The sequence below is a fragment of the Marinomonas sp. 63XJN7_7_ISO-PGPR-S23-202 genome, from assembly GCF_056173505.1.
This window is the reverse complement of record NZ_CM149677.1, coordinates 4,679,841-4,704,900: the sequence shown is the minus strand read 5'-3', so window position 1 is coordinate 4,704,900 and position 25,060 is coordinate 4,679,841. Positions and strand designations below refer to the sequence as shown.

The window sequence follows — 25,060 nt, the reverse complement described above, 5'->3', positions numbered from 1 at the left end:
TCCTCCAGGTTAGTATGGGTTGGGGATGTCGTTCAAATCCACAAAGACACTCTTGGTTTGGGTATAGTGGTATAGAGTTTGAATACCGTTTTCACGTCCTACCCCAGAACTCTTATAGCCGCCAACTGGCATTTCTGCAGGAGAGGCACCCCATGAGTTAATCCAGCAGATACCGGCTTGCATCTGTGCAATCACACGGTGAGCACGGGCAATGTCTTTGGTGAACACGCCAGCGGCTAAGCCATATTCGGTGTCATTGGCGCGGGCGATGACTTCGTCTTCATCGGTGAAGCTCAGTACGGACATTACTGGGCCAAAAATTTCGTCACGCACTTGTGGCATGTCGTCGGTACAATCCGTGAAGACGGTTGGTGCAACAAATGCTCCGTTTTCTAGACCATTTTCCGTGACTTGGTAGCCGCCGCACAGCAAGGTGGCTCCGGCTTCTTTTGCCGCATCGATATAACCAAGAACTTTCTTCATGTGATCTTTAGAGATCAACGCGCCCACTTGGGTTTCCATGTCCATTGGGTTGCCAATGACCATGGCTTCAGTACGGGCTTTAAGCTCTTGGGTAAACGCGTCTAGTATGTCGGCATGGACAAACACTCGGGTACCGTTGGTACAGACTTCGCCTTGTGTATAAAAATTTGCCAACATGGCGGCTGAAACGGCTTGGTCGATCGGCATGTCTGGGAAGATGATCATCGGCGACTTTCCGCCCAATTCCATGGTCACGTCTTTTAGAGACTGGGCTGACGCGGACATGACTTTTTTACCTGTGCCGACTTCTCCCGTAAAGGAAACTTTGTCGATCTCAGGATGACTGGTGATCAGCTGACCAGTACGTGCATCCCCTTGGACAACATTGAATACCCCATCGGGCAAACCTGCTTTCGTATAGATTTCGGCCAGTTTCAGGGCGGTTAATGGGGTTTCTTCTGATGGTTTAAAGATCATTGCATTGCCTGCTGCCAAGGCTGGGCCAGATTTCCAACAGGCAATTTGAATAGGGTAGTTCCAAGCGCCTATTCCCGCACAGATGCCCAATGGCTCTTTACGTGTGTAGTAGAAGCTACCGTTTCCTAAGTCTTGGTATTCACCTTGGATTTTATCGGTTAGTCCGGCGTAATACTCAATGACATCCGCTCCGGTTTCGATATCAACACAAATGGCTTCTTGAAGTGGTTTACCCGTGTCTAGCACTTCTAAACGAGCCAGCTCTTCGTTGTGCTCACGTAGTAGTTCAGCAGCCCTTTTCAAAATACGGCCGCGTTCAACAGGACTCATCGCGGCCCATACTTTCTGGCCTTCTTTTGCTGATGCAATGGCGGCATCAAGCTCTGCTTGGCCTGCATGCTCTATGGTGGCGATCACTTCACCCGTTGCCGGATTTAAGGTATCGAAGTGCTCTCCACTGGTGGATGCATAGTAGCGGCCGTGAATGTATTGCTGCTGATGTGCCATGGTAAACCTCTCTTGTAGTTTGGTTTATCGTAGAGACAACTTTTCTAACGGATGCGTTGGCTACCTCGAAAAAGGTCTCAAAAAAATTAATAGTGTTTTCTCGTACTGGAGGATAAACACCTTTTTCTTTAGTCTCACAGGTACTTTGTTTTCTATAAAAAGAATCGCACGTTATTTTTTATTAAACGCGCGTTTAATAAAAAGCAATTGTACACATTTTAGCTATAAATTGCAGCCCGTCTTTGTGAGAGGTTGTTAATGAAGAGAGGGAGGGAATAGAGAAAAAGGCGCAAAAAAGCCCTAAAAAGATGAAGAAACATCTTTTTAAACAGTAGGATAGTACTTTATGCCTTTCTTAGTGTCGGAAGTAGGAAAGGCATAAAAAATATTTATTTGTTGCCTTATAGGCTGAGCACGCAGTTGTTATCAAGGCTGACAGGGCTGGGAACATAATCGTCAGCCATGTCATCGTTAAGCCATTTTTCACCGTCAATGACATAGCGAAACTGATAAGCATTATTCACTTGCAAGTTCAGGGTAGAAGCAAATAGTCCTGATTTTTGTTTGCGCATCGGGTTGGCTTTGCTATCCCAGTTATTAAAATCACCGACCACTGAGACGGATTTTGCTCCACTGACTTTGTCAGCGGGAAGCGCAAACTTTACTTTACATTCTGGTTTTGTCTTTAAATAGGTTTTCTCGATCATTTCCAGCTCCTATGTTCATTTTTGAAGTGACAGCTAAGGTATCGAACAAGTTCTAGCAAGACCTGCGCCAGATAGTATTCACTGTCACGTTAAGAAATAAAGAAGTGAGAGTCATTTCCTGAGTCTCAGTACTATGCGCCACACCCCTAAGAGACTGTTGCTCGCGACCTCATGCATAGGTCTCTTATAGTTTATAAGCAAATAACCCTTTTGCCATAACTTAGTGCATGACCGTTTAAAAAACAAACAGTTTAGGGCATTTTTTTGACTATACTTACTATTGAGAAGTAAAAAACAAATATAGAGTAAGAGGAGTCATGTGATGAGCCCTGAAGCCATTGTCCTCATTGTGTTGGTCTTAATGTTGTTGGTCAAAATCACCTATAAGATTGTGGTCAAACGTCATCATGATAAACATGGTCGACACCACCACACCCATGGTCATCATCATTGATGTCTAGGGATTAAGCAATTGTTTATTAATCCCCCAAGTAGCGGTTACGCTTGGTTTCTTTGACTTTAGTAAGATCGACTAACACCAAACCATCAATGCAATAGCCGAAGTCGACATCCACGCCAAAGTCTAGAAAGCGAACGCCACCGGGCTCGCACAGTTCCGAATATTGCTTGAATAAAGTCGGAACGCTGGCACCCAAATGACCCAATTGCTCTTTTAGTGTGCGAAAATCTTCTTCGTAACGCTCGCCTTTTAACAGCCCCGAGATGATATCTTGGTGCTCTTGAGAGACTTGGTAGGGGTTAAAGGAGCGAGCTAGGTACTCTGTGTCAGGAAAGTATTTTTTATAAAAACTGACGATCAAGTCTTTCGCTATTTGCGGATAGCTATTACTTAAGCTCACTGGGCCAAACATGTAACGAATTTCTGGATGGCGCTTCAAGTAGGCGCCAATGCCATACCATAAGTAATCCAGACTGCGCATGCCCCAGTATTTGGGCTGTACAAAACTTCTACCCAATTCAATGCCCTGCTCAAAATAGGCTTCCATATCGCAGGAGTAAGAGAAGAGTTCTGCACTGTAAATACGGTTTTGATCGTCTTCTTTCATGTAGCGAGCCACTTCGCCAATGCGATAGGCCCCAACAATTTCAAGTGCTTCTTCATCCCATAAAACCAGGTGGCGATAATACTGATCATACTTATCTAAATCTGAGCGTTCCCCCGTTCCTTCTCCGACCTTGCGAAACGCGATCTCACGTAAGCGGCCGATCTCTTTCATAGTGACGGACATAGGGTCGTAATCCACTAAGAAGATTTGTTTATTATCCTTGGTTGAGCCCAGGTGTTCCGCTTTTTTCAATTCGGTTTTAATTGACTGGCGATTTTGTGGATGTTCAACCGTCTTTTCTGTTTTTAATAGGGGCTTTTTACCTTTGGCAATACGATATAAATGGCGTTTGACCAGTTTATTCTTCTCTTTATCACTCAATGGCAGCTTGGACAACTCTTGAACCGGTATTGCCTGGCCTACTTGCATTGGAATCTTACGATTGCGCTGACGAAACATTTCATTTGGTAATTGAATCGTAGACAGAGGACGATACAAAATAGAGCTGGTGTAAAACATCATGGAATTACGACCACCAATATGCACGGGTAAAATTGGACTGTTGGTCTTTTTCGCCAGTTTTAAGTAGTTTTCATTCCAGCGCTGGTCTTTTACGCCACTGGGTGAGATACGAGAGACCTCACCAGCCGGAAAGATAATCACGGCTTCATCATTATGTAGACTATTCATTATGGCTTTTAGTTGCTGGCGCCCTGTTTTACCGCCCATATTATCCACTGGTAACACTAAACTTTTTAAACCATCTAGGCTCATCAATAAGTCATTGGCGACGATTTTGACATCAGGGCGAATTTCCCCAATTAAGCGTAATAAAGCCAGACCATCCAAGGCGCCAAGAGGGTGGTTTGCGATGATCATGACACGACCAATAGCGGGAATATTACGGCGGTCTACTTGACTGACCTGATAGCTAAAATTGAAGTGATCCAAGACGCGATCAATAAATTCAAAACCGACAGAGTCTTTATTTTTTTCTAAAAACTGATTCACTTCACTTTCATGGAATAAGCGTTTTAAAAAACTCAAAGTAGGGCGAGTGATTAGTGGGCTTTTATCAAAAAATTGTGGCGATTTATTGGCAATCAATTGCTCGACTTCTATCACAGTGTTGCTCCGTTCAATCAGGATTTTTGGAGAGTACTATTGAGCATAGATTAATCAGGTGACAGTAATATGACAAAGCAATCGACTGATCCTAGCGTCTTTTTAAGATGTCATACAAAAGCGAGGTGGGATGAATGTATGGTTGAGGCAAAGTGAGTGGCGCAGCTAAAAAACGTTACTCGGATGTTGTATCGGGTTGGAAGCGATAGAAATAGTTCCATAGACAGTAGCCCGTAAAGCCTAATGCGATCACGCCCCAAAATGAGTTACCGCTAGACCATTCCATGTATGTCCAGCCCAGAGCCACTAGGGTTGCTGCGATACGGCGCCATAGTGGGCGCATAAAATTATATTCAGAGGTGTTCACAGTCGAGACTCCTTTATCCATCGACACAGAAAGGCGTTTATTTCAACGGACTGTAGATGAAAGGACAGTCGTGCCTAGCAACGAATAGTAGCCGATTCTACGGGGAAATAACATGGCAAGAGATCCAGGATAAAACACTGGCAAAACAAAGAAAAACGAAAAGCTTATTGGCTTTTCGCTTTGCTGTTACCAAGGGAAATATGACGAGGGCCCGTTAGCTGAGATTGACCACTGACACCTGAGTCAATTTTGTTAATTTGTCCACCACGAGCAAGAAATTCTTGCATTTGCTTTTCAATGGATTCCGAGGTTTCCGATGCAGCGGGTTGCTTCTTTTTCGTCGCCATAGTGCTAATCCTTATATGAGTTGAGCAAAGAGTATACCATATTTTAAAAATGAAATCTTGCTATGGCCTAACGTCGGAAAACGTGTCGCTATTTTACGGCTTTTGGTTTTGCCCTCCTCAGTGGTTTGAATGGGGGTGATAACGCCGCATAATAGGGTTGAATAAGCGTGTCAGCCAGCCAGTAAACTCAATGGGAGAGTCCAGCACCGTAAGGCAAATGCATTCGGCGTCTTTGGTGACCATAGGTTTGTGTTTGTGGCTCGCATCTCGGGTAATAAAATCCCCCTGACGGTAGATGCCACTTTTATCAGAAAAGGCCCCTTCCAACACCAGCGTGATCTCATCACCTGTGTGAGTATGGGTTGGAATGCTGGCACCCGCTTTGATTCGGGTTAACGCGACCTGCGCGCCACCTTCTTCTTGACACAAAGTAGCGATTTTGACCGAAGGAGATAACGACATCCATTTGAGTTTGTCATAGCCAAAGGGAACAAACTGGCGAAGACTTTTTGGGACTTGATAGCCTTGCTCCCACGTTTGGAGTGTTTCTTCGCTCGGCATTTGGTCTGTTACCTCTTGCTCTTTTACTGGCGAACTCATGCCCTCAGAACGGTCTAGTTCTCGCAATTTGTCAAAAAATGACGCTTTCAGATCGACGATATTGGCGTCTTCTGTGGTCGTCTGAGTAAATAGTTGCCCGCCAAGCGTGGTGAGCTTGCGTATTTGTTGTTGGCACTCTTGGCATTGCTCAATATGCGTTGCAATGGACATAGAGTGTGTCAGGCTCAATGAGCCTGCGGCATAATCCGTCAGCATTTCAATGCTTGGGTGGTAGTGAATCGTCATAACTACCTCTTAATATAAATCGTCAGTTTGTGAAGCGCTAAGCGTACACGAGATTTAATGGTGCCTAGAGGCAGGGAAAGTTCTTCCGCCGCTTCTTTGTGCGTTTTACCTTCTAAATACACTTTAGCGAGTACCTGTTGTTGATCCTGTGGCAATTTTGCTAGCCCAACCTGGATACGTTCCTGATCGCGCTTTTGCTGGGCGTCTTTGAACGGATCTGCATTCTCATCTACTACATCGCGCCACAGATATTCCGGGTCAATATTCGATTGATGGCGGCTGTTTTTACGCAAATAATCAATCCGTGCATTACGTGCCAAGGTGAAAATCCATGTATTGAGTGATGCGGCTTCTGGTTTATAGGTATGTGCTTTTCGCCAAACCCGAATCATCACTTCCTGCGCTATGTCATCAGCCATCAGGTTAGCACCGGGCTGAGCGGCTAAACAAAATGCTCTGATTTTAGGCACATAGTGATCGAACAGCCGATTCAGCGCCTCTTGGTCGCGGTTTTGCGAAATGGCGAGCATGTCTTGAACCATGTGGTCATCAGAGTCAATCTGCTTGACGGTGTCCATTCATTACTCCCAGTCTATTGAAATTGAGGTTGATGCCGTTGCTTAAACAAGCATCGCGCTTATTCCCATTGTACGCGCTCGTTTTAAAAAGGGATCACATTGTTGATGCTTTTTTCTTTTTGTTGTTTTAGTTAAAAAGTGATCCAGCTCTTTATACGCTACGTTATATAGATAGCACCACAGTGATACGACTCTCTGTGGGACCGATTAACAGATAAGGGCGGATGCTTCAATGGAATCTCAACAGGCATTAATGAATCGATTTAAAGCATTTTATTTGGATATTAAACAGGTTCCTTTGGCGGATATCGGTGAGTTGTACGCCAATGATGTAATTTTTAAAGATCCGGTACAAGAGGTTCGTGGTATCGAGAAGTTGTATGCCTACATGTCTGATTTATGTTTGAGTGTTCAAAGTGGCCGTTTTGAGTATCTAGATCAACAGGTTAGTGAAAATAAGGCCTACATAAAATGGAATATGCACTTTAAGCATCCTAAACTTGGTAATCAGACGCTCACGGTACGAGGTATGAGTCAGATCGAGTTCAATGATCGTATTTATTACCATGAAGACGTTTATGACCTAGGCTCTATGTTGTACGAGCACATTCCCTTATTAGGGCATGCGGTAAAAGGACTTAAAAAACGCTTAGCGATGCCATCCTAAACGTTAGCTCGATAATAAGGAGGATAGGATGAGTAGCAAAAGTGTGGTTTGGATTACCGGGGCGAGTTCCGGTATCGGTTTGTCACTGGCAAAGCGCTATCTCTATAGTGGCTATCGGGTGATTGTCAGCGCTCGTCATAAAGGGGAACTGGCACCCTTACTTGAGCAAAATGATGCGTTAATTTTTGTCCCGTTTGATGTGTCTGATAACACACAGATCGAGTCTGTTCGTGAAACGTTGTTATCCCATACTGATCATCTAGATTGTGCCATTCTTAACGCGGGCACCTGCGAATATTTTGAAATTGATTCGCCAGACTGGGACATGATGCAGCGGATTATGTCAGTGAACTATCTGGGGTTGGTGCATTGTGTTGAAGCCTGTTTGCCATTATTGCGTAAGGCCGCGAAGCCTCATCTTGTAGGGGTCAGTTCCCAGGCGGTACAAGCGGCGTTTACTAAAACTCAAGCCTATGGTGCCAGCAAGGCAGCCATTCGTTATTTTTTATCGTCATTACGTATCGACTTGAAAAAAGAAAACATCGACGTAACTTGCATTTTACCCGGCTTCGTCGATACCCCTTTAACGCAAAAAAACACCTTTCCAATGCCGTTTTTGATGCCAGCAGAACAAGCGGCCGCTCGCATTGAACGTGCCATAGAACGACGTCCATACGAATATGCGTTTCCTAAACGTTTAAGTGTCATGCTTTGGCTTGCACGACACTTCCCGAAACTTTGGTCGGCGTTAACGGCCCCAAAAGAATAATGATTGATTGCACTTTCACTGACGGGAAAGTGTATGAGGAGTGAATGAGTGAAAATTGCCATAATTGGTTCGGGGATATCGGGTTTAACCAGTGCTTACTTACTACAGCAAGAGCACGAGGTGACCGTATTTGAGTCGGCAGAACGTATTGGTGGCCATACCGCAACCGTTCAGGTGAAAGAGGGCAATACAACACGGAATATCGACACGGGCTTTATCGTCTTTAATGACTGGACCTATCCAAATTTTATTCGTTTGATGGATGAGTTGGGCGTCGAGTCCATTCCCACTGAAATGAGCTTTAGCGTGAGCTGTCAAAGAACCGGATTGGAATACGGCGGAAATAATCTCAATACTCTGTTTGCTCAGCGTCGTAACCTTTTTAATCTGCCCTATTTGGGGATGCTAAAAGACATCATGCGCTTTAATAAGGAAGCCATTGCCGATCTGGAAAGTCATCGTTTAGAAGAAAGTGTGACGTTAGGGGAGTATCTGAAGGAAAAGGGCTATGGCGACCTGTTTGCCAGTCATTATTTGATTCCCATGGGGAGTGCGATTTGGTCGTCTACCTTAGAGGAAATGATGGATTTCCCGCTGTTATTCTTTGTCCGTTTTTTTAAAAATCATGGTTTATTGAGTGTCAATCATCGCCCTCAATGGCGAGTGATCAAGGGCGGCTCTTCGGCTTATCTAACCCCTTTAGTGGCGGCGTTTAACGATAAGATTGTTCTCAATGCAGGGATTCGCCAAGTTGAACGCCTCGCAGATCGGGTGGTTGTGCACTTCGAACAGGGTGAGGCGCAAACCTTTGATCAAGTGATTTTTGCTTGTCACAGTGATGAGGCCTTGGCTTTGCTGGCAGACCCAAGCCAAGATGAAACGGCCATTCTATCGGCCATCCCATATCGAAATAATGAAGTGATATTGCACTCTGACACGCAGTTATTGCCTAAGAAAAAGCTGGCATGGTCCAGTTGGAACTACTACTTAGGTCACGAACAAGGCAAACCTGCAACATTAAGCTATAACATGAATATATTGCAGCGCTTTACTAGTGATACCACTTACATTGTGAGCTTGAATCAGACGGATCTGATTGATGCTAATAAAATTCTAGGGCGTTTTCATTACGCGCATCCCACTTTTACCTTAGAAGGTATTAAGGCCCAAAACCGCTGGCAAGAAATCAATGGTGTCAATCGTACTTGGTTTTGTGGTGCCTATTGGCGCAACGGTTTCCACGAAGACGGATGTTGGAGTGGGGTTCGCGTTGCGCAAGGCTTGGGGGTCGAATGGAAGTAACCTCGCTTATTCAGCACAGTGGCATCTATCAAGGGATGGTGCGTCATCGTCGCTTCTCTCCCCGTTACCATGAATTTCGTTATCAAGTGTTCATGATGTACTTGGATCTGGATGAGTTAGACAGTGTGTTGTCCTTGAGCCCTTGGTGGTCAGCGAAACCTTGGCACTTGGCGCGTTTTAACCGTGCTGACTATTTTGGTGATGAACAACGACCACTGAAAGCCTGTGTGTTAGAGAAAGTGAATAAGGAGCTAGGGACGAGCTTACGGGGCGCGGTGCGAATGCTCACCAACTGTCGCTATTTCGGGTTCATTATTAACCCCATCACCATCTACTACTGCTTTGATGAATATGAGCAATTAAGTGCCATGTTAGTAGAAGTGACCAACACGCCTTGGGGAGAACGTATCGCATATGTCTTATCTTGTGATCCGGGTCGCAATACGCAACGTATCCAATTTAGCAAGCAAATGCATGTGTCGCCATTTCATCCGATGAATCATTTCTATGATTGGCGTAGTTCGACACCCGGTAAAAAGTTGGCGATCCACATGCAAAATAAAGAACAAAACGAAAAACAGCGCTGTGTGTTTGATGCGACTTTATCGTTAAAACGCATCCCTGTGACAAGTTCATCGTTGGCTCGAGTGTTGTTTAACTATCCAATGATGACGATGAAAGTCGCCGCAGGTATTTATTGGCAAGCCGCTAAACTATGGTGGAAACGGGTGCCTTTTTACTCTCACCCTGACTCCCAGTCGGAAAAGGCTTCGAAATAGAAACGCCCAGCAGAGAAATGGCATTTAACAAGAGGCATGGTGAATGAATACAGTGAGTATGAGTAACCAAAAAGTAAAGCGTCGCCCTACTTGGTTTGACGGTATAGCAAAACGCATGGTGTTTGCCATGTTAAATAAATTGGAGGTCGGCCACCTAACCCTTGAAGAGGAAGGTGAGCTATATGAGTTTGGGCAAACAAAAGATAGTGCGGATTACATCGCGCATATAAAAGTACATGATAACGGCGCATATCGCGATATTTGCCTAAACAGCAGTATTGGCTCGGGGGAAGCCTATATGAAAGGCTGGTGGAGCAGCCCTGATATTGTGAGCGTGATTCGTTTAATGGTCGCGAATTTAAGTTTAATCAATAAAATGGACGCTAAACGACCCATTTGGAGTCGTATTGCCGCTAAAATCGCCCATAAACTTAATGCCAATACCCAGCGCGGCTCAAAGAAAAATATTTCTGCTCATTATGACCTTGGCAACGATTTCTTCTCCTTATTTTTAGATCCCACCATGATGTATTCGGCTGCGGTCTATCCAGATTGTAACGCTTCATTGGAGGACGCTGCGACACATAAGCTGGATCGGATTTGTCAGAAACTGCACTTGAGCGAGCAAGATCATCTGTTAGAAATTGGGACTGGCTGGGGAGGCATGGCGATTCATGCTGCCAAATATTATGGCTGTAACGTAACGACCACAACCATTTCCCAAGAGCAGTATGATTTTGCTAAAGCGCGAGTCGAAGCGGAAGGTCTAAGCGATCAAATCACCTTGTTATTAAAAGATTATCGTGAACTCACCGGTCAATACGATAAGCTGGTTTCCATTGAAATGATTGAAGCGGTTGGTCACGAATACTACGACAGCTACTTCACTAAATGCAGTGACTTATTAAAGCCTCATGGTTTGATGGTGATTCAGGCGATCACCATTGCGGATCAGCGCTATGATTACGCGCGCCGCTCCGTGGATTTCATTCAGCGGTATATTTTCCCTGGTGGTTGCTTACCTTCTAACCAAGTTATTGCGCATAAAATTGCACAAAAGACCGATATGCAAATCATTGCCCTAGAGGATATCACAGAGCATTACGCGAAAACCTTGGCTGATTGGCGTGAGCGCTTCCACGCCGCTCGACGAGAGGTGATGGACATGGGCTTTGATGACGTTTTTGTCCGTATGTGGGATTTTTACTTTGCCTATTGTGAAGGCGGGTTTAAAGAAAGGGCCATTAGTACGGGACAGTTTGTATTTGCCAAACCAAACTACCGTTTTGCCCTGGCAAATACCGTCCAATAGGCGACATGATGAAATCCTTGTTGCAAGCCATTTTGTTTCAAGCGACCTGGTTCGCTTGTGTTCTTGGTGGCAGTGTTTATGGGGTATTAGCGACTTTATTGTATTTATTTTTACATGATCATTACTTTTTAAAGAAACGTAAAGAATGGCAATTGATGCTATTGTTTTTCATCCTGGGTGTCATTGTCGACGGCTCATTTTTCCACTTCCATGTCTTTATATCCGCTCATCAAGAGACCGGATTAGCGGCGCTTCCACCGCTATGGCTATTATGTTTGTGGATTTGTGTGGCGACCTTGTTTACTCATAGCTTATCTTTTTTACAAGGGCGATATTGGTTGAGCGCTGGCTTGGGATTTGTTGGGCCGGTATTGAGCTACCTAACGGGATCGAGTATGTCTGATATTGAATTAGCAAAGCCTTTGTGGATAACGCTGGTCAGCATCGGTGCCGTGTGGTCACTTATTTTGCCGTTGGGTGTCTTTTTGTGTGATCAATGGGGATTATATTCTAATGAAGGTCGTATTCATGATTAGGTTATACGCTGGTCGTTTTCAGGTTGTTATTGCCCTTTTGTTAGGGTTGACAGGTAGTCAGTGGGTATTGGCGGATGCCTCTGTGGATCGAGTGGTAGGTAAAGCCTATGACCTGAAAACTGGAGCACTTTTGTATCGTGAAACACATACCCTGAATAATGAGATTCAGAATGTGGAATATTCTGAGCCAGATGGCCAAGTATTCGGGCATAAGAAAATTGACTATAGCCAGTCGAAAATCGCGCCTAGTTACACGCAAGTGAATGGACGCAATGGTGAGGTTATAAAAGTAGTCTCTAATTCACAGAAGATTACCATTTCATATCAAAAAAATCGTGAGTCACAACCTGAAGTGGCTACTTTACCCTATGAACAAGGTATGGTGGTTGACGCTGGTTTTAATAATTTTATAAAAGAATATTGGCAAGCATTGAATAACGGCACCAAGATGGATGTGAAGTTTGTTGTGCCGAGTCGGCTGACGGATATAGGTTTCGTCATTGCCCGCAGTCAGTGTAAACCTGGGACGCAAAAAGGGGCCGAGTGTTTTTCTATGACGCCCCGGGCGTGGTGGGTAAAACTGTTAGTCGATCCTATTGTCGTTGCCTATGACCCCAGCGATAAGCGTTTATTGCGTTACACAGGGCGTGGCAATGTAGCGAACAGAGACGGCGACTACCCAGATGTAGATATCCAATATCAGTATCTAAAAGCCCCTGTAAAAAAATAGTGACCAAAAGGTCATGTCTTAGGAGGCGAAGATGAGCATTCGACCAACTCAACAAGGAGATAGACATGGTGAAAGTGATGGCCAGAACCCTAATAAACCAAAAATGGCGAGTTTGCTTTTGGCTATTGGCTTTGGGGATGTTGAATGCTTGCTCTAGTCCAAATGTAGCGCTTTACGCGAAAAATAAGCCAGAATTCAAATTACAACAGTTCTTTAATGGGCCCTTAACGGCCCATGGTATTGTCAAAAACCGCAGTGGTGAGGTGATCCGTTATTTCAATGCCGATCTTGTTGGCTCATGGAAAAATGGTGTGGGGACGTTAAAGGAGCATTTCCTTTTTAATGATGGGGAAAAACAGCAACGCACTTGGACGCTCACTCCCACAAAAAATGGTCGATATGAATCGACGGCTGGTGATGTTGTTGGTAAAGGGTCGCTAAACATGGCCGGCAATGCGCTCTTTATGAAATACGTTCTGCAAGTGCCCTATGATGGTGATGTGATCAATGTCAATGTGGACGATCGCATGTATATGGTGAATCCAAATGTGGTCATTAACGAATCCGTATTAAGTAAGTTTGGCTTTGATGTTGGCTATCTTACCCTCGTCATTGAGAAAAGAGCATCACCGGAATCCTAGGGCGAATAACCAATATATTTAAAACTAACTATTGGTTTTATAATATTAATCTATTTTTTCTTTTATGGTGTGAGCGTTATAGTTAATGTAGCACTCAAGGAAGAGTGTAAGTGATTACCAACAATTATCACTGGCGGTTTGATGATAGCTAATCTTGCATTCAGCTTCATTCGCACAATCTAAGAAAATGGATGTTGTCAAAACAAAGTGGCAAAAATGGTTTTGTTTTGACGTTAGTTATTGGAAAGCCTTGCAATGTTATAATAAAAGGCCACCTCTGGGGTTTATAGTGCTCTCTTAAAGAAAGTATTTCTGTCCCTTGGGTGGCTTTTTATTGGCACGCTACTGCTTACAAATTGTATTTACCTCTGCCTTCTCTTATCCTTGCTGCGTTGTATCCTATGTTTCTATTTTTTCTGATGAAAGGCGTGTAATGGCCACTCTTGTGTTTCGACTTAAATTTGTGCCTGATGAAGAAGCGGATGATATTCGTCAGCTGCTAGCAGAGCACGACATTCCATTTTATGAAACCTCGGCAGGACGCTGGCAGATCTCTTTAGCGGGGATTTGGGTGAGAGATAAGGAACAAGCACAGAAAGCCTTGGTGCTGATACGAGAAGATCAGATCAAGCGCATGAGTAATCGACCACCACCAACTATGTGGGATTGGATTCTGGGTTATTGTCAGCATGCTCGACAAAACCCTGCGGAAAGTATCTTTACCTTTATTGGTGTTATATTGGTGCTTGCGCTGACGATTTTGCCTTTTTGGGCGTTACTCAAATAATCATTGAAAGGCCTTTATCGTCCTTTCATGTGTTGTGAGTGTGCGACTTATCTGAGTCATTTAGACAGGCACACATTTTTCCTGACTGTGAATCAGTGCTTTGGTGACTTGTCGACGAGTTATGATGCCAATTAAGCGATTGTCTTCTATTACTGGGTAAATTTTTGGTTTGGCTTCAACCATCAATTTTGCCACTTGTAATACATGATCGTTCGGGTTGACCGTCAGCACTTCACTTTGCATGACATCGCCCACCCGCCTTGGTTCGTCGCAATAGTAGGCGCTTTGTACTAGAGAAGGAAGCATGTCCTGCTCCGAGACAAAACCGATCAATTGTCCATGGTTATCGGCCACTGGAGCCCCGGATAACTTATGTTGAGCCAGTCCTAATACACACTGCGTGATGCTGGTTTCTGGATGCACAAAAAACGCACCTCGCGACATCACATCTTTGACTAGCAGTGTTTTCTCCTTCATACGGTTCTCCTTGCGGCTCAGCACAAAACGATTTTGTTGCTCCTTTCAGTCTAGTGGTGGATGCTTTATCCCGCTCTGTTCATCGTGATAAAAATTGTTGTTTTTCTATAACATTTTGTTGTCTTTGTTAACTGGTGACGAGTGTGCGTTTGCGTCGTGCCATGGTCACGCTTAAAAACTGTACGCTGATGGCGCTGGCCACGACCATCAACATGCCGAATAAGCTCAGTGTATCTGCATGGGATGAGGTAATAAGCGAAGGCCACCAGCCGAGTAACACACACAATTCGGTTAATACAAACGCCGTAACAGGGGTGAGGGCAATGGCAGCGCTCACCTGTACCGTTTGCCAGTAGCGTAAGGCTTGGGCGAATGCGCCATAGGCAATCAAGGTGTTGAGACAGCAAAACCCTGTTACTAGCCAATCGCTTAGCGAAATGCCAGAAAACTGGCTTGGTGAGGTAAATGGCAGCATCACAATGGCGGCATAGACATAGACCCCCAATAAAATATTGGAAGGGGATAAGCGGCTAAATAACGATTTTTGGAGCAAGGCGTAGATGGACCACGCCATGGCGGAGACCTGTATGATCGCAAAGCCCACCCAAATGGTATCGGCCTGCTGTGTACCAAAAACAGGGTGGAAGAAGATCAGCATGCCGATGCCTAAGGTAAGAAAACACAGCCACTGTAACCCACTGACTTTTTCTTTGAGAAAGAAAAGACCACCCAGTGCGAGGAACAAGGGGGCGAACTGAAAACTCAGTTGTGCTGAACCAGGCAGTAAATACCGCAAGCTCCAAGCGAAGCTGGTGTAATTGATGATTAAAAAACTGCCTGTGGCGATGAGTCTGCCGTAATCGCGACGTGTTAAGTGGCGAAACTCAGACAGTTTACCCCGTTGCCATTGCCATAGGCCAAGAATAATGCCCGCCACGAAAAAACGCAGCCAAGTCAAGGTAATGGGATCAGCAAATCCAGAGGTGAGCTTGAGTGCAATCGCCAGCATGCCCCAAAATAGAATGGTAATAACGCTGAAAAAAAGTCCATATAAAAAAAGCTGTTTTGGCGTTTGCATTGGGAATTCCTGGTCAGAAAAGTGTCAGTCATGTTTTCTTATTGCCATCATGACTTTCTTTATTGATGAAATCCAATGCATAATCATGCTAACTATTATGCATAAATCGGGTTTTGCTCAATGTTATCGAACGCCTTACAACAATTGGATTTAAAAACACTGACTGGGCTGTTGTATTTGTTGGAGGAACGGCATGTTGGCCGAGCCGCCGCCCGGCTTAATCTGAGTCAATCGGCGATGAGTCGCTTATTGAATCGGTTACGAGAAGCATTTGATGATCCTTTGTTTATTCGCACCGCTCAAGCCATGGTACCCACTGCAAAAGCGATGACCTTAGAAGCGCCGATTAGGCAAATGCTACAAAAAATAGCCAGCTTAGACGAAAGCGGTGCGTTTTCCCCCCATTCCAGTGAGCGAGTGTTTCGTCTGCAAACCACCCATTATCAGGCTCAAGCTTATGTCCCTGCGATTGCCGAGCGCTTTTATCAAGCCGCGCCCCATGCCATATTAGAAACCAGCACCCTCACAGAAGCGAGTTTATTAAGCCAGGCGCAAACCCGTGTGGATGTGGTGTTATGCAGCGAGTACGTGCGAGTGCCGACTTACTTTGAAACCAAGCTACTGGGTTATGAAACGTTTCGCTGTTTGATGGCAAAAGATCATCCATTGGCGAGGCAGGACAGCATTAGTATGGACGATTATTTGGCCTATTCGCACATACTGGTCACCATGGGCGGCTCTGGATGGGTGATCAGTGACAGTGTGCTAGGGGAGCGTGCTCAAGAACGACGCTTTGCTTTGCGTACGCCTTATTTTCTGGCCGCGTTAGAAACCGTTGGTAGAACGCAGCTTCTGATGAGTACCAGTGGCCTGTTGCCCGAGCGTTTTCGAGAACAGTTTGGCTTGGTTATGAAGCCTTTGCCCGTTGCGTTTCCCGATATTCGCTATTTTATTGGCTGGTCAAAATTTGTCTCGCAAGATCCTGCGGCCACTTGGTTCCGTCAGCTGGTGAGGGAGGTGGCAACCAGCTTGATTCCTTATCCTGAATCCGTGATAGATGGAGGGGAGATTTAAGGCCGTCTTTCACTGTACGGGGCAATTTCGGGTATACTGATTTTTTGCTCCAGTATTGACGGTATTATGGCGTTTTCGAAAAACAAATCCTTATCGGGTAAACGTTCGAATAAGTTAGAACTGCACCCTCGCAATCCCCATCAGGCGCGTTATAACTTTGCGCTACTGGCCGACTCATGCCCTGAGTTAGCTCCTTTTGTTCGACTGAATCAATACGGTAATGAGTCCATCGATTTTGCCAATCCCGAGGCGGTCAAAATGCTCAATCGTGCTTTGTTGAGTCACTTTTATGGGGTGTCGTTCTGGGATATCCCACCAGGTTATCTTTGCCCGCCGATTCCAGGACGAGCGGATTATATTCATTACCTCGCCGATTTGCTGGCCGCCAGCAATAACGGTGTGGTACCACGGGGCAAAGGCGTCAAGGCTTTAGATGTAGGAGTGGGCGCCAATTGTGTGTACCCCATTATTGGTCACCAAGAATACGGCTGGCAATTTGTCGGCTCCGATGTGAATCCCGTGGCCGTTGCCACCTCGGAAACCATCGTAAAATCCAACTCTTGTTTAAAAGGCGTGGTCAGCATCCGTCTGCAATCCCAACCAAGTAAATTATTTGATGGTATTTGGCACGACAAAGAGCGTTTTGATCTTGTGCTTTGTAATCCGCCATTTCATACCAGCGAGTCAGCCATGACCGGGGAAACCAAACGCAAATGGCGTGGTGTGAAAGGTGAAGCTCCTAAAACGGAAAAGCCTGTGCTGAATTTTGGTGGCACGGCGGCTGAATTATGGTGTGAAGGCGGTGAGGCGGGTTTTGTCTCGCGCATGGTCAAAGAAAGTGTGCAATACGCTGATCGCTGTTTTTGGTTTACCTCCTTGGTGGCACGGCAGAGTCATCTAGAGTCAATTTATCGGGTATTAAAAGACGTTGGCGCGACACAAGTGCGCACCATTAAAATGGCACAGGGGCAAAAAATCAGTCGGTTTGTCGCCTGGAGCTTTTTGGATGGGAGTCAAATGGCGTATTGGCAAGACAATTACTGGAAAAGCTAATGGTCTTGCCGAGTCGATAAATGGGCGTGTTTAGTGATAAGCACACAGTTGTTTAGCAATTTTAGTGGCCAGTTGCGCGTTATTAAACACAAGGCGAATATTACTCGCTAAACTGTTCCCACCGGTTAACTCCGCCACCCGAGCCAATAAAAAAGGGGTGGAATCCTTGCCAGAAATCCCTTGTTCGTCGAGCTCGCTCAGAGCCTGATTAACGGCCTTGTCGATGGTCGTTTTGTCCATGGCGAATTCTTCTGGAATCGGGTTGGCAATAACCGCCCCGCCATGCAGATTCATGCTCCATTTTGCCTGCAGGAATTCCCCAATGCTTTCCGGTGTAGGCATCGTAAAGTCGACTGTTTGGTCACTTTCACGTGTGTAAAACGCAGGTAGGGATTCGGTTTGATAACCCAATACTGGCACACCATGGGTTTCCAAATATTCCCTTGTTAACGCCAGATCCAAAATGGATTTGGCGCCTGCACACACCACGGCCACATCGGTTTGTGCCAGTTCTTGCAAGTCAGCGGAAATATCAAAAGTTTGCTGAGCGCCACGGTGCACGCCGCCAATACCACCCGTTGCAAAGACCTTAATGCCCGCCATGGCGGCGATAATCATGGTGGCAGCGACGGTGGTGGCACCGTGTTGTTTCGTGGCGACCACATAAGGCAGATCGCGGCGCGAGCATTTGGTCACCGATAAACCTGCTTGGCCTAATACATCAATTTCCGCTTCGCTTAATCCTGCCTTTAAACGACCATCAATAATTGCAATGGTGGCGGGAACGGCGCCGTTGTCGCGAATGATTTTCTCCACTTGTTTCGCCGTTTGTGCGTTCTCAGGCCATGGCATGCCATGGGAGATAATGGTACTTTCCAAAGCCACGACGGGCAGGTTGTTAGCGAGTGCGTGAGCCACTTCAGGGCTGATGTCTAAATACGTATTCATCGTGCTTTAATCCATTCTTGTATGTTATGTGGGGTAAAGTTGGGGTGGTTGGCGTGTTGGGATTCCAGTGTCATGCCCGCACAGGCAAGGCTGAATTCCAGCTGCTGTTGGCGTGGCCAACTTTGGCTTTGGGCGTACATAAAACCCGCCAGTAAGGCATCACCGGCGCCTGTATCGCTAATAGGTGACGTGCTGTAGCAAGGTACCAAAAGACTCTGCTCGTCATCTTGATAGAGCAGTCCCTGGCTGCCTAAGCTGAGTAACACGGCGCTGACCCCTTTGGTTTGCAGGGCTTGCGCAAGCTTTTTAGGGTTGTCTTCCGAGCTTTCTAAAATGGCGCGAGCTTCGTCTTGATTGACCTTGAGCAAATTGAGTTTTGACAGTACGGGGCGGAGCCGTGGCGCTTTGGTAGCGGATACCGCATCGGCAACCCAAAAGGCTTGAAAGTCTTGCTCGCTGAACCATTCAATGGCACTGAGGCTTAAATTGGCTTCGATCAGAATGTATTGGGAAGCATGAAAAAGCGGCAACTTACCGCTAAGTAACGGTTTGTCGAGGGCATCGATAATGTGCATATCAGCGATGGCGGCGACCAATTGCCCTTGGTGATCATTCACTGCCAAATAGGTACTGGTGGGATAATCGGGGTGACGAATCACATGTTGAGTATTGACGCCAGCAAGCCGTGTTTGTTCCAGCATCCAATCTCCAGAGGCATCTAAGCCAGCGATGGACACGAGGGACGCATTGAGTCCAAGCCTTGCCAAGTTTTCCGCAATATTGCGACCCACGCCTCCAGGGCTTTGCGACACATTTCCTGGGTTGGAGTCGTGTGGTAGTAGTGTTGCTGAGCTTTTGCCATGAATATCCAAATTACTACCGCCGACGACCACGATATTGTCTTGCTCCGGCACTATATAGCCTTTTCCCAAAATGAGCCCTTGTCGAGTCAGACGCATAATGTGTCCAGCAATGGACTCTCGGCTCATGCCAAGCATGTCGGCGAGCTGTTGCTGGGACGCCATGGGGTGACGTTTTACGGCATCGAAAACACGAGATTCTATTTCGGTCATAGGGGTACCAATAACTTATGTTATAAATACAAACATAAGTTAAGTATTCTCTTCAGGTCAAGCAAAAAGAATATAAAACCGCTGTTTTATGATGATGAAAATGTTTCTGTTGTGGTTAAAAAGTATCCATTTCGATAGAAACCTTCCCTAGTTATCCATTGACTTGGGTTGCTTTCAGACGCCTACAGGATAAAATCAGATTCATTATTATTTGAGGGTAAGGTAAACGTTATTATGTTGTTTCTAATACGGATATTGTTATTAGTCTTACTAATTATTGGGGTGACACTGGGTGGTATTATTATGTGCCTGTGTACTTTAACCTCAAAAGATAGGGTGTACCGTTTAGGTAAGATATTCTCTAAAGTGGCGACCTTGTTTGGCTTATCCGTAGAAGGGCGAGTATCACCAGAAGCTGAAGTCGTTCCGCAAGCTGTGTATATCGCCAACCACCAGAATAACTTTGACCTGTTCACTGTCGCTGCGGTTTTTCCTAAAGGTACGGTGACGGTAGGGAAAACTAGCCTGCGATGGATTCCTTTCTTTGGTGCGCTGTATTGGGCGAGTGGCAATATTCTTATTAACCGTAATAACAGCAAAAAAGCCATCCAGACAATCGACCAAGTGGTGACCAGTATGAAATCGACAGGATTGTCTATTTGGATGTTTCCAGAAGGCTCCCGTAGCCGAGGTCGTGGCTGGTTGCCTTTTAAACGTGGCGCTTTTCATGCAGCGGTTCAAGCGGGTGTGCCTGTTATCCCTGTGGTGTGCAGTAATACTCATGAGCAAGTGAAACTAAACCGCTGGAATAATGGGAAAGTGATTGTTGAGATGCTACCACCTATTAGCACGGAGGGATTAAAGGAAACCGACGTGGTGAAGCTCATGAGGCAATGTGAGTCACAAATGCATGAAACCAAAGCGCGTTTGGACGAGGAGCTAGCCAAGCGTTAATTGGCTGTTGCTATATCAAGAAGTTGCTCTGTCATGGCGGCTTTGAGAGCGTGATTCGCTGGTAAGCTTTGTGTCGCCCATTCTGGATGTTGACGCGCTTTTTTCCACAGCGGTTTTATCGCGTTAATAATGGTTTTGTTGGTGTCGTTATCGTCATGTTTATTGAGCGTAAAGGCGTGCTGTGAGGCATGACCCCGTTGGTCTAAATGAGCAATCAAGGCTAGGCCGCGTAAACACAAGAGACTCAATGTAGCACTGTCCGCACACAAATAATGGCGCTTGGTAAACTTGCTTTTCAGCGTGTCTTTATAGTGTCGTCCCGTTTGCCATGAAGCCCCAAGAATTGCCCCTAAGGAAGTGGCGGCACCAAGGGATAAGCCGCCAGTCATCACATCTACCCCTGCGCCAATGGCGGCCCCCGTCATGGCACTGGCACCCGTGCTCACGCCCCATGCTTTGAGAGTATCGAGTGCAAAAATATCCTGCTGCCATTGCCCACTTTGCACAGAAAATGCCGCCGGCATGACATCCTCTTCACGAAACTCGTAGAGGGTTAATAATGAATGTATAAATTGACTTTCTAGTTGGCGAATCTGTTGTTCAAAGGCTGTGGCATCGTCTGGTGCTGGTGGGTATCGGTCGCATACTTTGCGACTACTTGCGGCCTGAATCAGTAAGTCGGCAAGGTTATCGATGGCGAAGGTTTTGCGTGAGCGTGCGGCTTCTTCTCGGCTGATGAGCAGTGTTTCTATGTCATCATAGTGGTCTGGCATCAAACTTTGCAAACTCTGATAAAGGCGTTTTTCATCTTCAAAATAAAAGGCGACAGAATCGTAACGCACAACCGCATGAAGGTGGCGCTCTGCTAATACTTGTCGCCATGATGCTAAGTGCACGCTATCGGAGGCGCTAAAGTTTAAAATGGGCACAATGGGTTTACTGGCGCTGGCGAGTAGGGTGAGTTCGTCAAGATATTTCCCCAGCGGTGCTTGGCGAATGTCGATCACGTAGAGGATGATATCGCATTGGTTGAGCTGTTTAAGAATCTTGGCTTCTTGTTCGAAGTGGTCTTCTGCTAAATGGCTTTGACAGAAGGGAGCGATCCAACGGTTCCCTGGGTATTGATCAAAGGGGGCTTGTTGGCGTGCTTCCCATAAGCCAATCGAGTCTTCAAAGCCGGGCGTATCAATTAAGGTCAATAAGGTTTTGTTATTCACCTTGATGGCGACGCTTTCTACATGGCGAGTGGTGCCAGCTTGATTACTGATTTCGCCAAAGTTCTGTTGGCGTAACAAGGTTCGAATCAGTGAGGTTTTGCCCGTATTCGCGTGACCAACGACTAACAGTGAAATCGACATGGCTATTCCTCCTCAGCGAAACGAAAGATAGAATCAGGGTGAATGCCTGCTTCTAATCCAGTGCGTAACCAAGCGTCGACAAACAGTGACGTACTTTTCCCTTCGTCCCCTTCATATGCGTGTTCGCGAATTACCAGAGACACGTTAGGGTGTGCGCTGACCGCTTGAGAAAGAAAGCGTCGTGAGCCTCGGTCTGGGCTGTGGGTACCATCAACCAAAAGATAAAGCGGCTTGTGGTAAGTGGCCTGTAAAAAGGCCTGTTGCTGCGTGGCATCGTTTAATACCATCTGTTCTTCCGCCCCATAAAGGCTTTCTGGGATGGCTTGGCTCCATTCAAATAGGCCCCAAATTTGCCCAAGGGCATGAGTGTCTAGTGGCTGAATGACAGGGTTTTCAGAGTGGGTTGCCTTGTTTACTGAAGCGGGAGATGGAACAGCTCTCTCTTTATCAACCACACGTGCTTCGCTTTGTTCTTTATAGCGTCGTTCAATGGCTTTTTCTTGGGTGTTCTTAGGGAGCGTTAAGCGTTTTATTCGATACATAACGATACTTAAAGTACTCAATAAAAAGCGAGGTAGAACACCATAAAGCATGATACTGGCAAGCAACAGTGTCGCCCAATGCTGACGAGTGCTGGCGGTTTGTGACACCATGTCCACACGGCTGGCCAGTATGTCCAGTTGGTTGGGAACGCTAATGCCAAGCCAATGAGGTAGCGCGCTCAGTTGCTGAGTGATCCAGAGAAATTGCTGGTCGCCTAATAGAGTCGTCTCCCAAACAAAATTGACTTGATTCGTGAGCAGGAGCAGCAAGGTCATTAAAAAACCAGCCAGTAAATAGCTGAACCAAGCGATGTGTGAAATAGAACTCAATAGCCATTTATTAGAATGAGCAGGGCACTGCCAATGCCAAAAGGCCGAACTGGCATCTGTGTTGATATTGGAGTGTTTGCTGATCTTATTATTAATGAAGATTAAGCTGGTCAGTAACACACCTTTTGACTGTCTGGTGTTGTTACCCAGCGCTAACATGCCAATCAACCAAATGATTAGGTTAAGACCATGAAAACCCAGCATCACGATCAATAACCAAAAGATATTCACCTTGCCAGAGGATGACACGGCGAAGGCTGGGGGGACGGCCAATAATCCCAAAAGAAACGTCACAGCGAACAGAAAATAAAGGCCCAGTTTAAAATAGCGTTGTAGTTGTTCGCATTGTGCTAAGTAACTTTTGGCCGGTTTGGTCTCTGCTTGTGCGTTCTTGCCCAAGGGACGAGCGCTTTTCGTTTGCGGATCATCCAGTTTGCTTAAGGCGCCTTCGAGATTGGCTGCACGACTGGGTAAGCGAAAGTCGGTGTGACTTTCTAACCAAGCCGCGATAGACAATTTTCCACGTGTAGACAAAGCCATTTACAAAGATACTCGTTGGATCACAGTCGACGGTTGTCGTTGCATCAAAATCTTACCGTGACGCATATTGAATAATACCTCTCCTTGATTGCGTAGGACGCTGTAATCGTCTTCCCCATTGAGTAAAATGCCGTTGGCAGGATGACCTTCTTTCACACCGTAATTTTTCAACTGCATCAGTTTAGCACTGTTGTCGGTAATAAAATCTAATGCATGAACGAAATCGTCATAGCCCATCATTTGACAGATATGCAGTCCAAAATCCAAGGAGCGTAATAACTTGCCGTTACCCAGAGAATACCAAGGGTCGAAGATGGAATCCTGTGCGAAGCCCACATTCATGCCAGCGGCGGTAAGTTCTTTGACACGGGTTAAACCACGGCGTTTCGGGTAGGAATCAAAGCGGCCTTGCAAGTGGATGCTTTCCGTTGGACAGGAAACAAAGTGAATACCGGAATGTTTTAACAAACGGAACAGTTTGGAGCAGTAGGCATTATCGTAAGAATGCATGGCGGTAGTGTGGCTGGCCGTCACGCGGTCGCCTATGCCTGCTTGCATGGCTTCATGGGCTAAGAATTCTAGGAAACGCGAGTTTGGATCATCGATTTCATCGCAATGCACATCCACTAAACGGTCGTATTTGAGCGCGAGTTGAATCAGGGTTTTTACGGACTTTTCGCCCAGTTCGCGGGTGTATTCAAAATGCGGAATGCCACCAACCACATCCGCACCGATTTCCATGGCTTCTGTCATCAAGGCTTCACCATTGGGGTAGGAATGGATGCCTTCCTGCGGAAACGCGACCACCTGAATATCGAGCACGTCTTTTAGCTTGTCACGCAGTTCGCACAGGGTGCGCATGGCAACCAAAGAGGGATCCGTGGTGTCGATATGTGTGCGAATATGCTGCACGCCATTGTCAATCAGCATGGCTAAGGTGTCTTTCACGCGGCGATGGATGTCGGCAGGGCTTAGCATGGGTTTACGTTGCGACCAACGTTCGATGCCCTCGAACAAGGTACCGCTGCGGTTCCATTCCGGTTCTCCCGCCGTCAGAGCGGCATCGAGATGGATATGGGGCTCAACAAAAGGCGCACAAAACAGCTTACCTTGGGCGTCAATATCGTCGCCGGCAGTGGAGGCGTCTAAAACGACGGGCTGGTCTTGTTGTTGAATTGAAGCAAACAGACCGTTTTCGACTATGATGGTATAAAGTGCTGTTTGCTGTCTTAAGCGTGCATTGATGATCTTCACTTTCCACTCTCCTGATACGTCGTTCTGTTAGTAACCCTAGTCGCCTAGGCTTTTGTTTTACCTGATGCTTTTGCTAAAGGCAAAGGGACAGCGAACGTTTTCTCGCAAACTAACACGTGTCGTGTGTTGCATCTGCCGAGTTCTCCTTGTTGATTCATTAAAACCGTTGGATTGCGATGAGTTACTTGACTTAGTGTATTGTATTCGAAAAGAAGCGATCTTCAGAGTATCAATAAAGGTGTTATAAGCTTTTGTTTTTCATGACCTTATGAGTCAATGAACCTATGGTATGTCAATAAATTAAGTGTAAATCGCGATGGTGGCTATTGTATCTCCTTAGGCTGCGAGTAGA

The 25,060-nt window shown here is 45.9% G+C and carries 27 protein-coding genes; 13 read left to right on the top strand and 14 right to left on the bottom strand.

The window, feature by feature from the left end; genetic code table 11:
* Positions 1-9: 9 nt before the first annotated feature.
* Together betB and AC0VYG_RS21655 are read right to left on the bottom strand one after the other, a co-directional pair.
* Positions 10-1,467 (bottom strand): betaine-aldehyde dehydrogenase, encoded by a 1,458-nt coding sequence (gene betB, locus AC0VYG_RS21660; RefSeq protein ID WP_475429947.1) that lies wholly within the window; start codon positions 1,465-1,467, stop codon positions 10-12.
* Positions 1,468-1,868: 401 nt separating this feature from the next.
* Positions 1,869-2,174 (bottom strand): isoamylase early set domain-containing protein, encoded by a 306-nt coding sequence (locus tag AC0VYG_RS21655; RefSeq protein WP_475429946.1) that lies wholly within the window; start codon positions 2,172-2,174, stop codon positions 1,869-1,871.
* Positions 2,175-2,496: 322 nt separating this feature from the next.
* Here AC0VYG_RS21655 and AC0VYG_RS21650 point away from each other — a divergent pair, with 322 nt between their 5' ends.
* Positions 2,497-2,628 carry a hypothetical protein gene (locus tag AC0VYG_RS21650; protein WP_475429945.1) on the top strand — a complete coding sequence of 44 codons (132 nt, stop codon included), beginning with the start codon at positions 2,497-2,499 and terminating at the stop codon, positions 2,626-2,628.
* A 25-nt stretch (positions 2,629-2,653) separates the two neighbouring features.
* On the opposite strand, the gene olsF is transcribed toward AC0VYG_RS21650, so the two are convergent.
* From olsF to AC0VYG_RS21625, 5 genes are all read right to left on the bottom strand, one after another.
* Positions 2,654-4,366, bottom strand: a complete 1,713-nt coding sequence (gene olsF, locus AC0VYG_RS21645; RefSeq protein WP_475429944.1) for a bifunctional ornithine lipid synthase OlsF — start codon at positions 4,364-4,366, stop codon at positions 2,654-2,656.
* Between the two features lie 175 nt (positions 4,367-4,541).
* Entirely contained in the window at positions 4,542-4,733 is a 192-nt protein-coding gene (locus tag AC0VYG_RS21640; protein ID WP_475429943.1) for a hypothetical protein, read from the bottom strand.
* A gap of 164 nt (positions 4,734-4,897) precedes the next feature.
* Positions 4,898-5,080 carry a hypothetical protein gene (locus AC0VYG_RS21635; RefSeq protein WP_067018828.1) on the bottom strand — a complete coding sequence of 61 codons (183 nt, stop codon included), beginning with the start codon at positions 5,078-5,080 and terminating at the stop codon, positions 4,898-4,900.
* Between the two features lie 117 nt (positions 5,081-5,197).
* On the bottom strand, positions 5,198-5,926 hold the full coding sequence (locus AC0VYG_RS21630) for a ChrR family anti-sigma-E factor (protein WP_475429942.1): 729 nt from the start codon (positions 5,924-5,926) through the stop codon (positions 5,198-5,200).
* A 2-nt stretch (positions 5,927-5,928) separates the two neighbouring features.
* On the bottom strand, positions 5,929-6,504 hold the full coding sequence (locus AC0VYG_RS21625) for a sigma-70 family RNA polymerase sigma factor (RefSeq protein ID WP_475429941.1): 576 nt from the start codon (positions 6,502-6,504) through the stop codon (positions 5,929-5,931).
* Between the two features lie 232 nt (positions 6,505-6,736).
* Here AC0VYG_RS21625 and AC0VYG_RS21620 point away from each other — a divergent pair, with 232 nt between their 5' ends.
* The 9 genes from AC0VYG_RS21620 to AC0VYG_RS21580 all read left to right on the top strand — a co-directional run bounded on the left by AC0VYG_RS21620 (position 6,737) and on the right by AC0VYG_RS21580 (position 14,027).
* Positions 6,737-7,171, top strand: coding sequence for a nuclear transport factor 2 family protein (locus AC0VYG_RS21620; protein WP_475429940.1), 435 nt, complete (start codon positions 6,737-6,739; stop codon positions 7,169-7,171).
* 28 nt (positions 7,172-7,199) lie between these two features.
* On the top strand, positions 7,200-7,940 hold the full coding sequence (locus AC0VYG_RS21615) for an SDR family NAD(P)-dependent oxidoreductase (protein WP_475429939.1): 741 nt from the start codon (positions 7,200-7,202) through the stop codon (positions 7,938-7,940).
* A 48-nt stretch (positions 7,941-7,988) separates the two neighbouring features.
* Positions 7,989-9,242: an NAD(P)/FAD-dependent oxidoreductase gene (locus AC0VYG_RS21610; protein WP_475429938.1), complete on the top strand. Its 1,254-nt coding sequence runs from the start codon at positions 7,989-7,991 to the stop codon at positions 9,240-9,242.
* Complete coding sequence (locus AC0VYG_RS21605) at positions 9,233-10,021, top strand: DUF1365 domain-containing protein (protein WP_475429937.1); 789 nt, start codon at positions 9,233-9,235, stop codon at positions 10,019-10,021. Before AC0VYG_RS21610 ends, AC0VYG_RS21605 begins: the two co-directional genes overlap by 10 nt.
* 43 nt (positions 10,022-10,064) lie before the next feature.
* Positions 10,065-11,333 carry a class I SAM-dependent methyltransferase gene (locus AC0VYG_RS21600; RefSeq protein ID WP_475429936.1) on the top strand — a complete coding sequence of 423 codons (1,269 nt, stop codon included), beginning with the start codon at positions 10,065-10,067 and terminating at the stop codon, positions 11,331-11,333.
* 5 nt (positions 11,334-11,338) lie between these two features.
* Entirely contained in the window at positions 11,339-11,869 is a 531-nt protein-coding gene (locus AC0VYG_RS21595; protein ID WP_475429935.1) for a DUF2878 domain-containing protein, read from the top strand.
* The gene (locus AC0VYG_RS21590) at positions 11,862-12,599 is read left to right on the top strand and encodes a hypothetical protein (RefSeq protein ID WP_475429934.1); all 738 of its coding nucleotides are present in this window, start codon (positions 11,862-11,864) and stop codon (positions 12,597-12,599) included. Before AC0VYG_RS21595 ends, AC0VYG_RS21590 begins: the two co-directional genes overlap by 8 nt.
* A gap of 65 nt (positions 12,600-12,664) precedes the next feature.
* The gene (locus AC0VYG_RS21585) at positions 12,665-13,240 is read left to right on the top strand and encodes a DUF3833 domain-containing protein (RefSeq protein WP_475429933.1); all 576 of its coding nucleotides are present in this window, start codon (positions 12,665-12,667) and stop codon (positions 13,238-13,240) included.
* A gap of 433 nt (positions 13,241-13,673) precedes the next feature.
* A complete protein-coding gene (locus AC0VYG_RS21580) occupies positions 13,674-14,027 on the top strand; it encodes a DUF6164 family protein (protein ID WP_475449878.1) in 354 nt (117 codons plus the stop codon).
* Positions 14,028-14,087: 60 nt separating this feature from the next.
* Here AC0VYG_RS21580 and AC0VYG_RS21575 read toward each other — a convergent pair whose 3' ends face one another.
* Together AC0VYG_RS21575 and AC0VYG_RS21570 are read right to left on the bottom strand one after the other, a co-directional pair.
* Positions 14,088-14,504, bottom strand: a complete 417-nt coding sequence (locus AC0VYG_RS21575) for a CBS domain-containing protein (protein ID WP_475429931.1) — start codon at positions 14,502-14,504, stop codon at positions 14,088-14,090.
* Between the two features lie 127 nt (positions 14,505-14,631).
* Positions 14,632-15,582, bottom strand: a complete 951-nt coding sequence (locus tag AC0VYG_RS21570; protein WP_475429930.1) for a DMT family transporter — start codon at positions 15,580-15,582, stop codon at positions 14,632-14,634.
* A 120-nt stretch (positions 15,583-15,702) separates the two neighbouring features.
* Here AC0VYG_RS21570 and AC0VYG_RS21565 point away from each other — a divergent pair, with 120 nt between their 5' ends.
* Together AC0VYG_RS21565 and rlmF are read left to right on the top strand one after the other, a co-directional pair.
* A complete protein-coding gene (locus AC0VYG_RS21565; RefSeq protein WP_475429929.1) occupies positions 15,703-16,656 on the top strand; it encodes a LysR family transcriptional regulator in 954 nt (317 codons plus the stop codon).
* Between the two features lie 66 nt (positions 16,657-16,722).
* Positions 16,723-17,709, top strand: coding sequence for a 23S rRNA (adenine(1618)-N(6))-methyltransferase RlmF (gene rlmF, locus AC0VYG_RS21560; RefSeq protein WP_475429928.1), 987 nt, complete (start codon positions 16,723-16,725; stop codon positions 17,707-17,709).
* Between the two features lie 30 nt (positions 17,710-17,739).
* On the opposite strand, the gene AC0VYG_RS21555 is transcribed toward rlmF, so the two are convergent.
* Both AC0VYG_RS21555 and AC0VYG_RS21550 read right to left on the bottom strand, forming a co-directional pair.
* The gene (locus tag AC0VYG_RS21555) at positions 17,740-18,657 is read right to left on the bottom strand and encodes a pseudouridine-5'-phosphate glycosidase (RefSeq protein ID WP_475429927.1); all 918 of its coding nucleotides are present in this window, start codon (positions 18,655-18,657) and stop codon (positions 17,740-17,742) included.
* The gene (locus AC0VYG_RS21550; protein WP_475429926.1) at positions 18,654-19,730 is read right to left on the bottom strand and encodes a PfkB family carbohydrate kinase; all 1,077 of its coding nucleotides are present in this window, start codon (positions 19,728-19,730) and stop codon (positions 18,654-18,656) included. The genes AC0VYG_RS21555 and AC0VYG_RS21550 overlap by 4 nt, the downstream gene beginning before the upstream one ends.
* A 234-nt stretch (positions 19,731-19,964) precedes the next feature.
* Here AC0VYG_RS21550 and AC0VYG_RS21545 point away from each other — a divergent pair, with 234 nt between their 5' ends.
* Positions 19,965-20,684 (top strand): 1-acylglycerol-3-phosphate O-acyltransferase, encoded by a 720-nt coding sequence (locus AC0VYG_RS21545; RefSeq protein ID WP_475429925.1) that lies wholly within the window; start codon positions 19,965-19,967, stop codon positions 20,682-20,684.
* Here AC0VYG_RS21545 and AC0VYG_RS21540 read toward each other — a convergent pair.
* The 3 genes from AC0VYG_RS21540 to codA are packed head-to-tail and all read right to left on the bottom strand — an operon-like array spanning position 20,681 to position 24,708.
* Positions 20,681-22,042, bottom strand: a complete 1,362-nt coding sequence (locus AC0VYG_RS21540; RefSeq protein ID WP_475429924.1) for a DUF3482 domain-containing protein — start codon at positions 22,040-22,042, stop codon at positions 20,681-20,683. The genes AC0VYG_RS21545 and AC0VYG_RS21540 overlap by 4 nt on opposite strands.
* A 2-nt stretch (positions 22,043-22,044) precedes the next feature.
* Positions 22,045-23,454 (bottom strand): DUF2868 domain-containing protein, encoded by a 1,410-nt coding sequence (locus tag AC0VYG_RS21535; RefSeq protein ID WP_475429923.1) that lies wholly within the window; start codon positions 23,452-23,454, stop codon positions 22,045-22,047.
* Positions 23,455-24,708: a cytosine deaminase gene (gene codA, locus AC0VYG_RS21530; protein WP_475429922.1), complete on the bottom strand. Its 1,254-nt coding sequence runs from the start codon at positions 24,706-24,708 to the stop codon at positions 23,455-23,457. It lies immediately after the preceding gene.
* Between the last annotated feature and the right edge of the window lie 352 nt (positions 24,709-25,060).

What these genes read in the sequence shown, in the direction of transcription:
- betB (WP_475429947.1), bottom strand. Translation starts at nt 1,467, where the DNA reads ATGGCACATCAGCAGCAATACATTCACGGCCGCTACTATGCATCCACC.
- AC0VYG_RS21655 (WP_475429946.1), bottom strand. Translation starts at nt 2,174, where the DNA reads ATGATCGAGAAAACCTATTTAAAGACAAAACCAGAATGTAAAGTAAAG.
- AC0VYG_RS21650 (WP_475429945.1), top strand. Translation starts at nt 2,497, where the DNA reads ATGAGCCCTGAAGCCATTGTCCTCATTGTGTTGGTCTTAATGTTGTTG.
- AC0VYG_RS21635 (WP_067018828.1), bottom strand. Translation starts at nt 5,080, where the DNA reads ATGGCGACGAAAAAGAAGCAACCCGCTGCATCGGAAACCTCGGAATCC.
- AC0VYG_RS21630 (WP_475429942.1), bottom strand. Translation starts at nt 5,926, where the DNA reads ATGACGATTCACTACCACCCAAGCATTGAAATGCTGACGGATTATGCC.
- AC0VYG_RS21625 (WP_475429941.1), bottom strand. Translation starts at nt 6,504, where the DNA reads ATGGACACCGTCAAGCAGATTGACTCTGATGACCACATGGTTCAAGAC.
- AC0VYG_RS21620 (WP_475429940.1), top strand. Translation starts at nt 6,737, where the DNA reads ATGGAATCTCAACAGGCATTAATGAATCGATTTAAAGCATTTTATTTG.
- AC0VYG_RS21615 (WP_475429939.1), top strand. Translation starts at nt 7,200, where the DNA reads ATGAGTAGCAAAAGTGTGGTTTGGATTACCGGGGCGAGTTCCGGTATC.
- AC0VYG_RS21605 (WP_475429937.1), top strand. Translation starts at nt 9,233, where the DNA reads ATGGAAGTAACCTCGCTTATTCAGCACAGTGGCATCTATCAAGGGATG.
- AC0VYG_RS21600 (WP_475429936.1), top strand. Translation starts at nt 10,065, where the DNA reads ATGAATACAGTGAGTATGAGTAACCAAAAAGTAAAGCGTCGCCCTACT.
- AC0VYG_RS21595 (WP_475429935.1), top strand. Translation starts at nt 11,339, where the DNA reads ATGATGAAATCCTTGTTGCAAGCCATTTTGTTTCAAGCGACCTGGTTC.
- AC0VYG_RS21590 (WP_475429934.1), top strand. Translation starts at nt 11,862, where the DNA reads ATGATTAGGTTATACGCTGGTCGTTTTCAGGTTGTTATTGCCCTTTTG.
- AC0VYG_RS21585 (WP_475429933.1), top strand. Translation starts at nt 12,665, where the DNA reads ATGGTGAAAGTGATGGCCAGAACCCTAATAAACCAAAAATGGCGAGTT.
- AC0VYG_RS21580 (WP_475449878.1), top strand. Translation starts at nt 13,674, where the DNA reads ATGGCCACTCTTGTGTTTCGACTTAAATTTGTGCCTGATGAAGAAGCG.
- AC0VYG_RS21575 (WP_475429931.1), bottom strand. Translation starts at nt 14,504, where the DNA reads ATGAAGGAGAAAACACTGCTAGTCAAAGATGTGATGTCGCGAGGTGCG.
- AC0VYG_RS21570 (WP_475429930.1), bottom strand. Translation starts at nt 15,582, where the DNA reads ATGCAAACGCCAAAACAGCTTTTTTTATATGGACTTTTTTTCAGCGTT.
- AC0VYG_RS21565 (WP_475429929.1), top strand. Translation starts at nt 15,703, where the DNA reads ATGTTATCGAACGCCTTACAACAATTGGATTTAAAAACACTGACTGGG.
- rlmF (WP_475429928.1), top strand. Translation starts at nt 16,723, where the DNA reads ATGGCGTTTTCGAAAAACAAATCCTTATCGGGTAAACGTTCGAATAAG.
- AC0VYG_RS21555 (WP_475429927.1), bottom strand. Translation starts at nt 18,657, where the DNA reads ATGAATACGTATTTAGACATCAGCCCTGAAGTGGCTCACGCACTCGCT.
- AC0VYG_RS21550 (WP_475429926.1), bottom strand. Translation starts at nt 19,730, where the DNA reads ATGACCGAAATAGAATCTCGTGTTTTCGATGCCGTAAAACGTCACCCC.
- AC0VYG_RS21545 (WP_475429925.1), top strand. Translation starts at nt 19,965, where the DNA reads ATGTTGTTTCTAATACGGATATTGTTATTAGTCTTACTAATTATTGGG.
- AC0VYG_RS21540 (WP_475429924.1), bottom strand. Translation starts at nt 22,042, where the DNA reads ATGTCGATTTCACTGTTAGTCGTTGGTCACGCGAATACGGGCAAAACC.
- AC0VYG_RS21535 (WP_475429923.1), bottom strand. Translation starts at nt 23,454, where the DNA reads ATGGCTTTGTCTACACGTGGAAAATTGTCTATCGCGGCTTGGTTAGAA.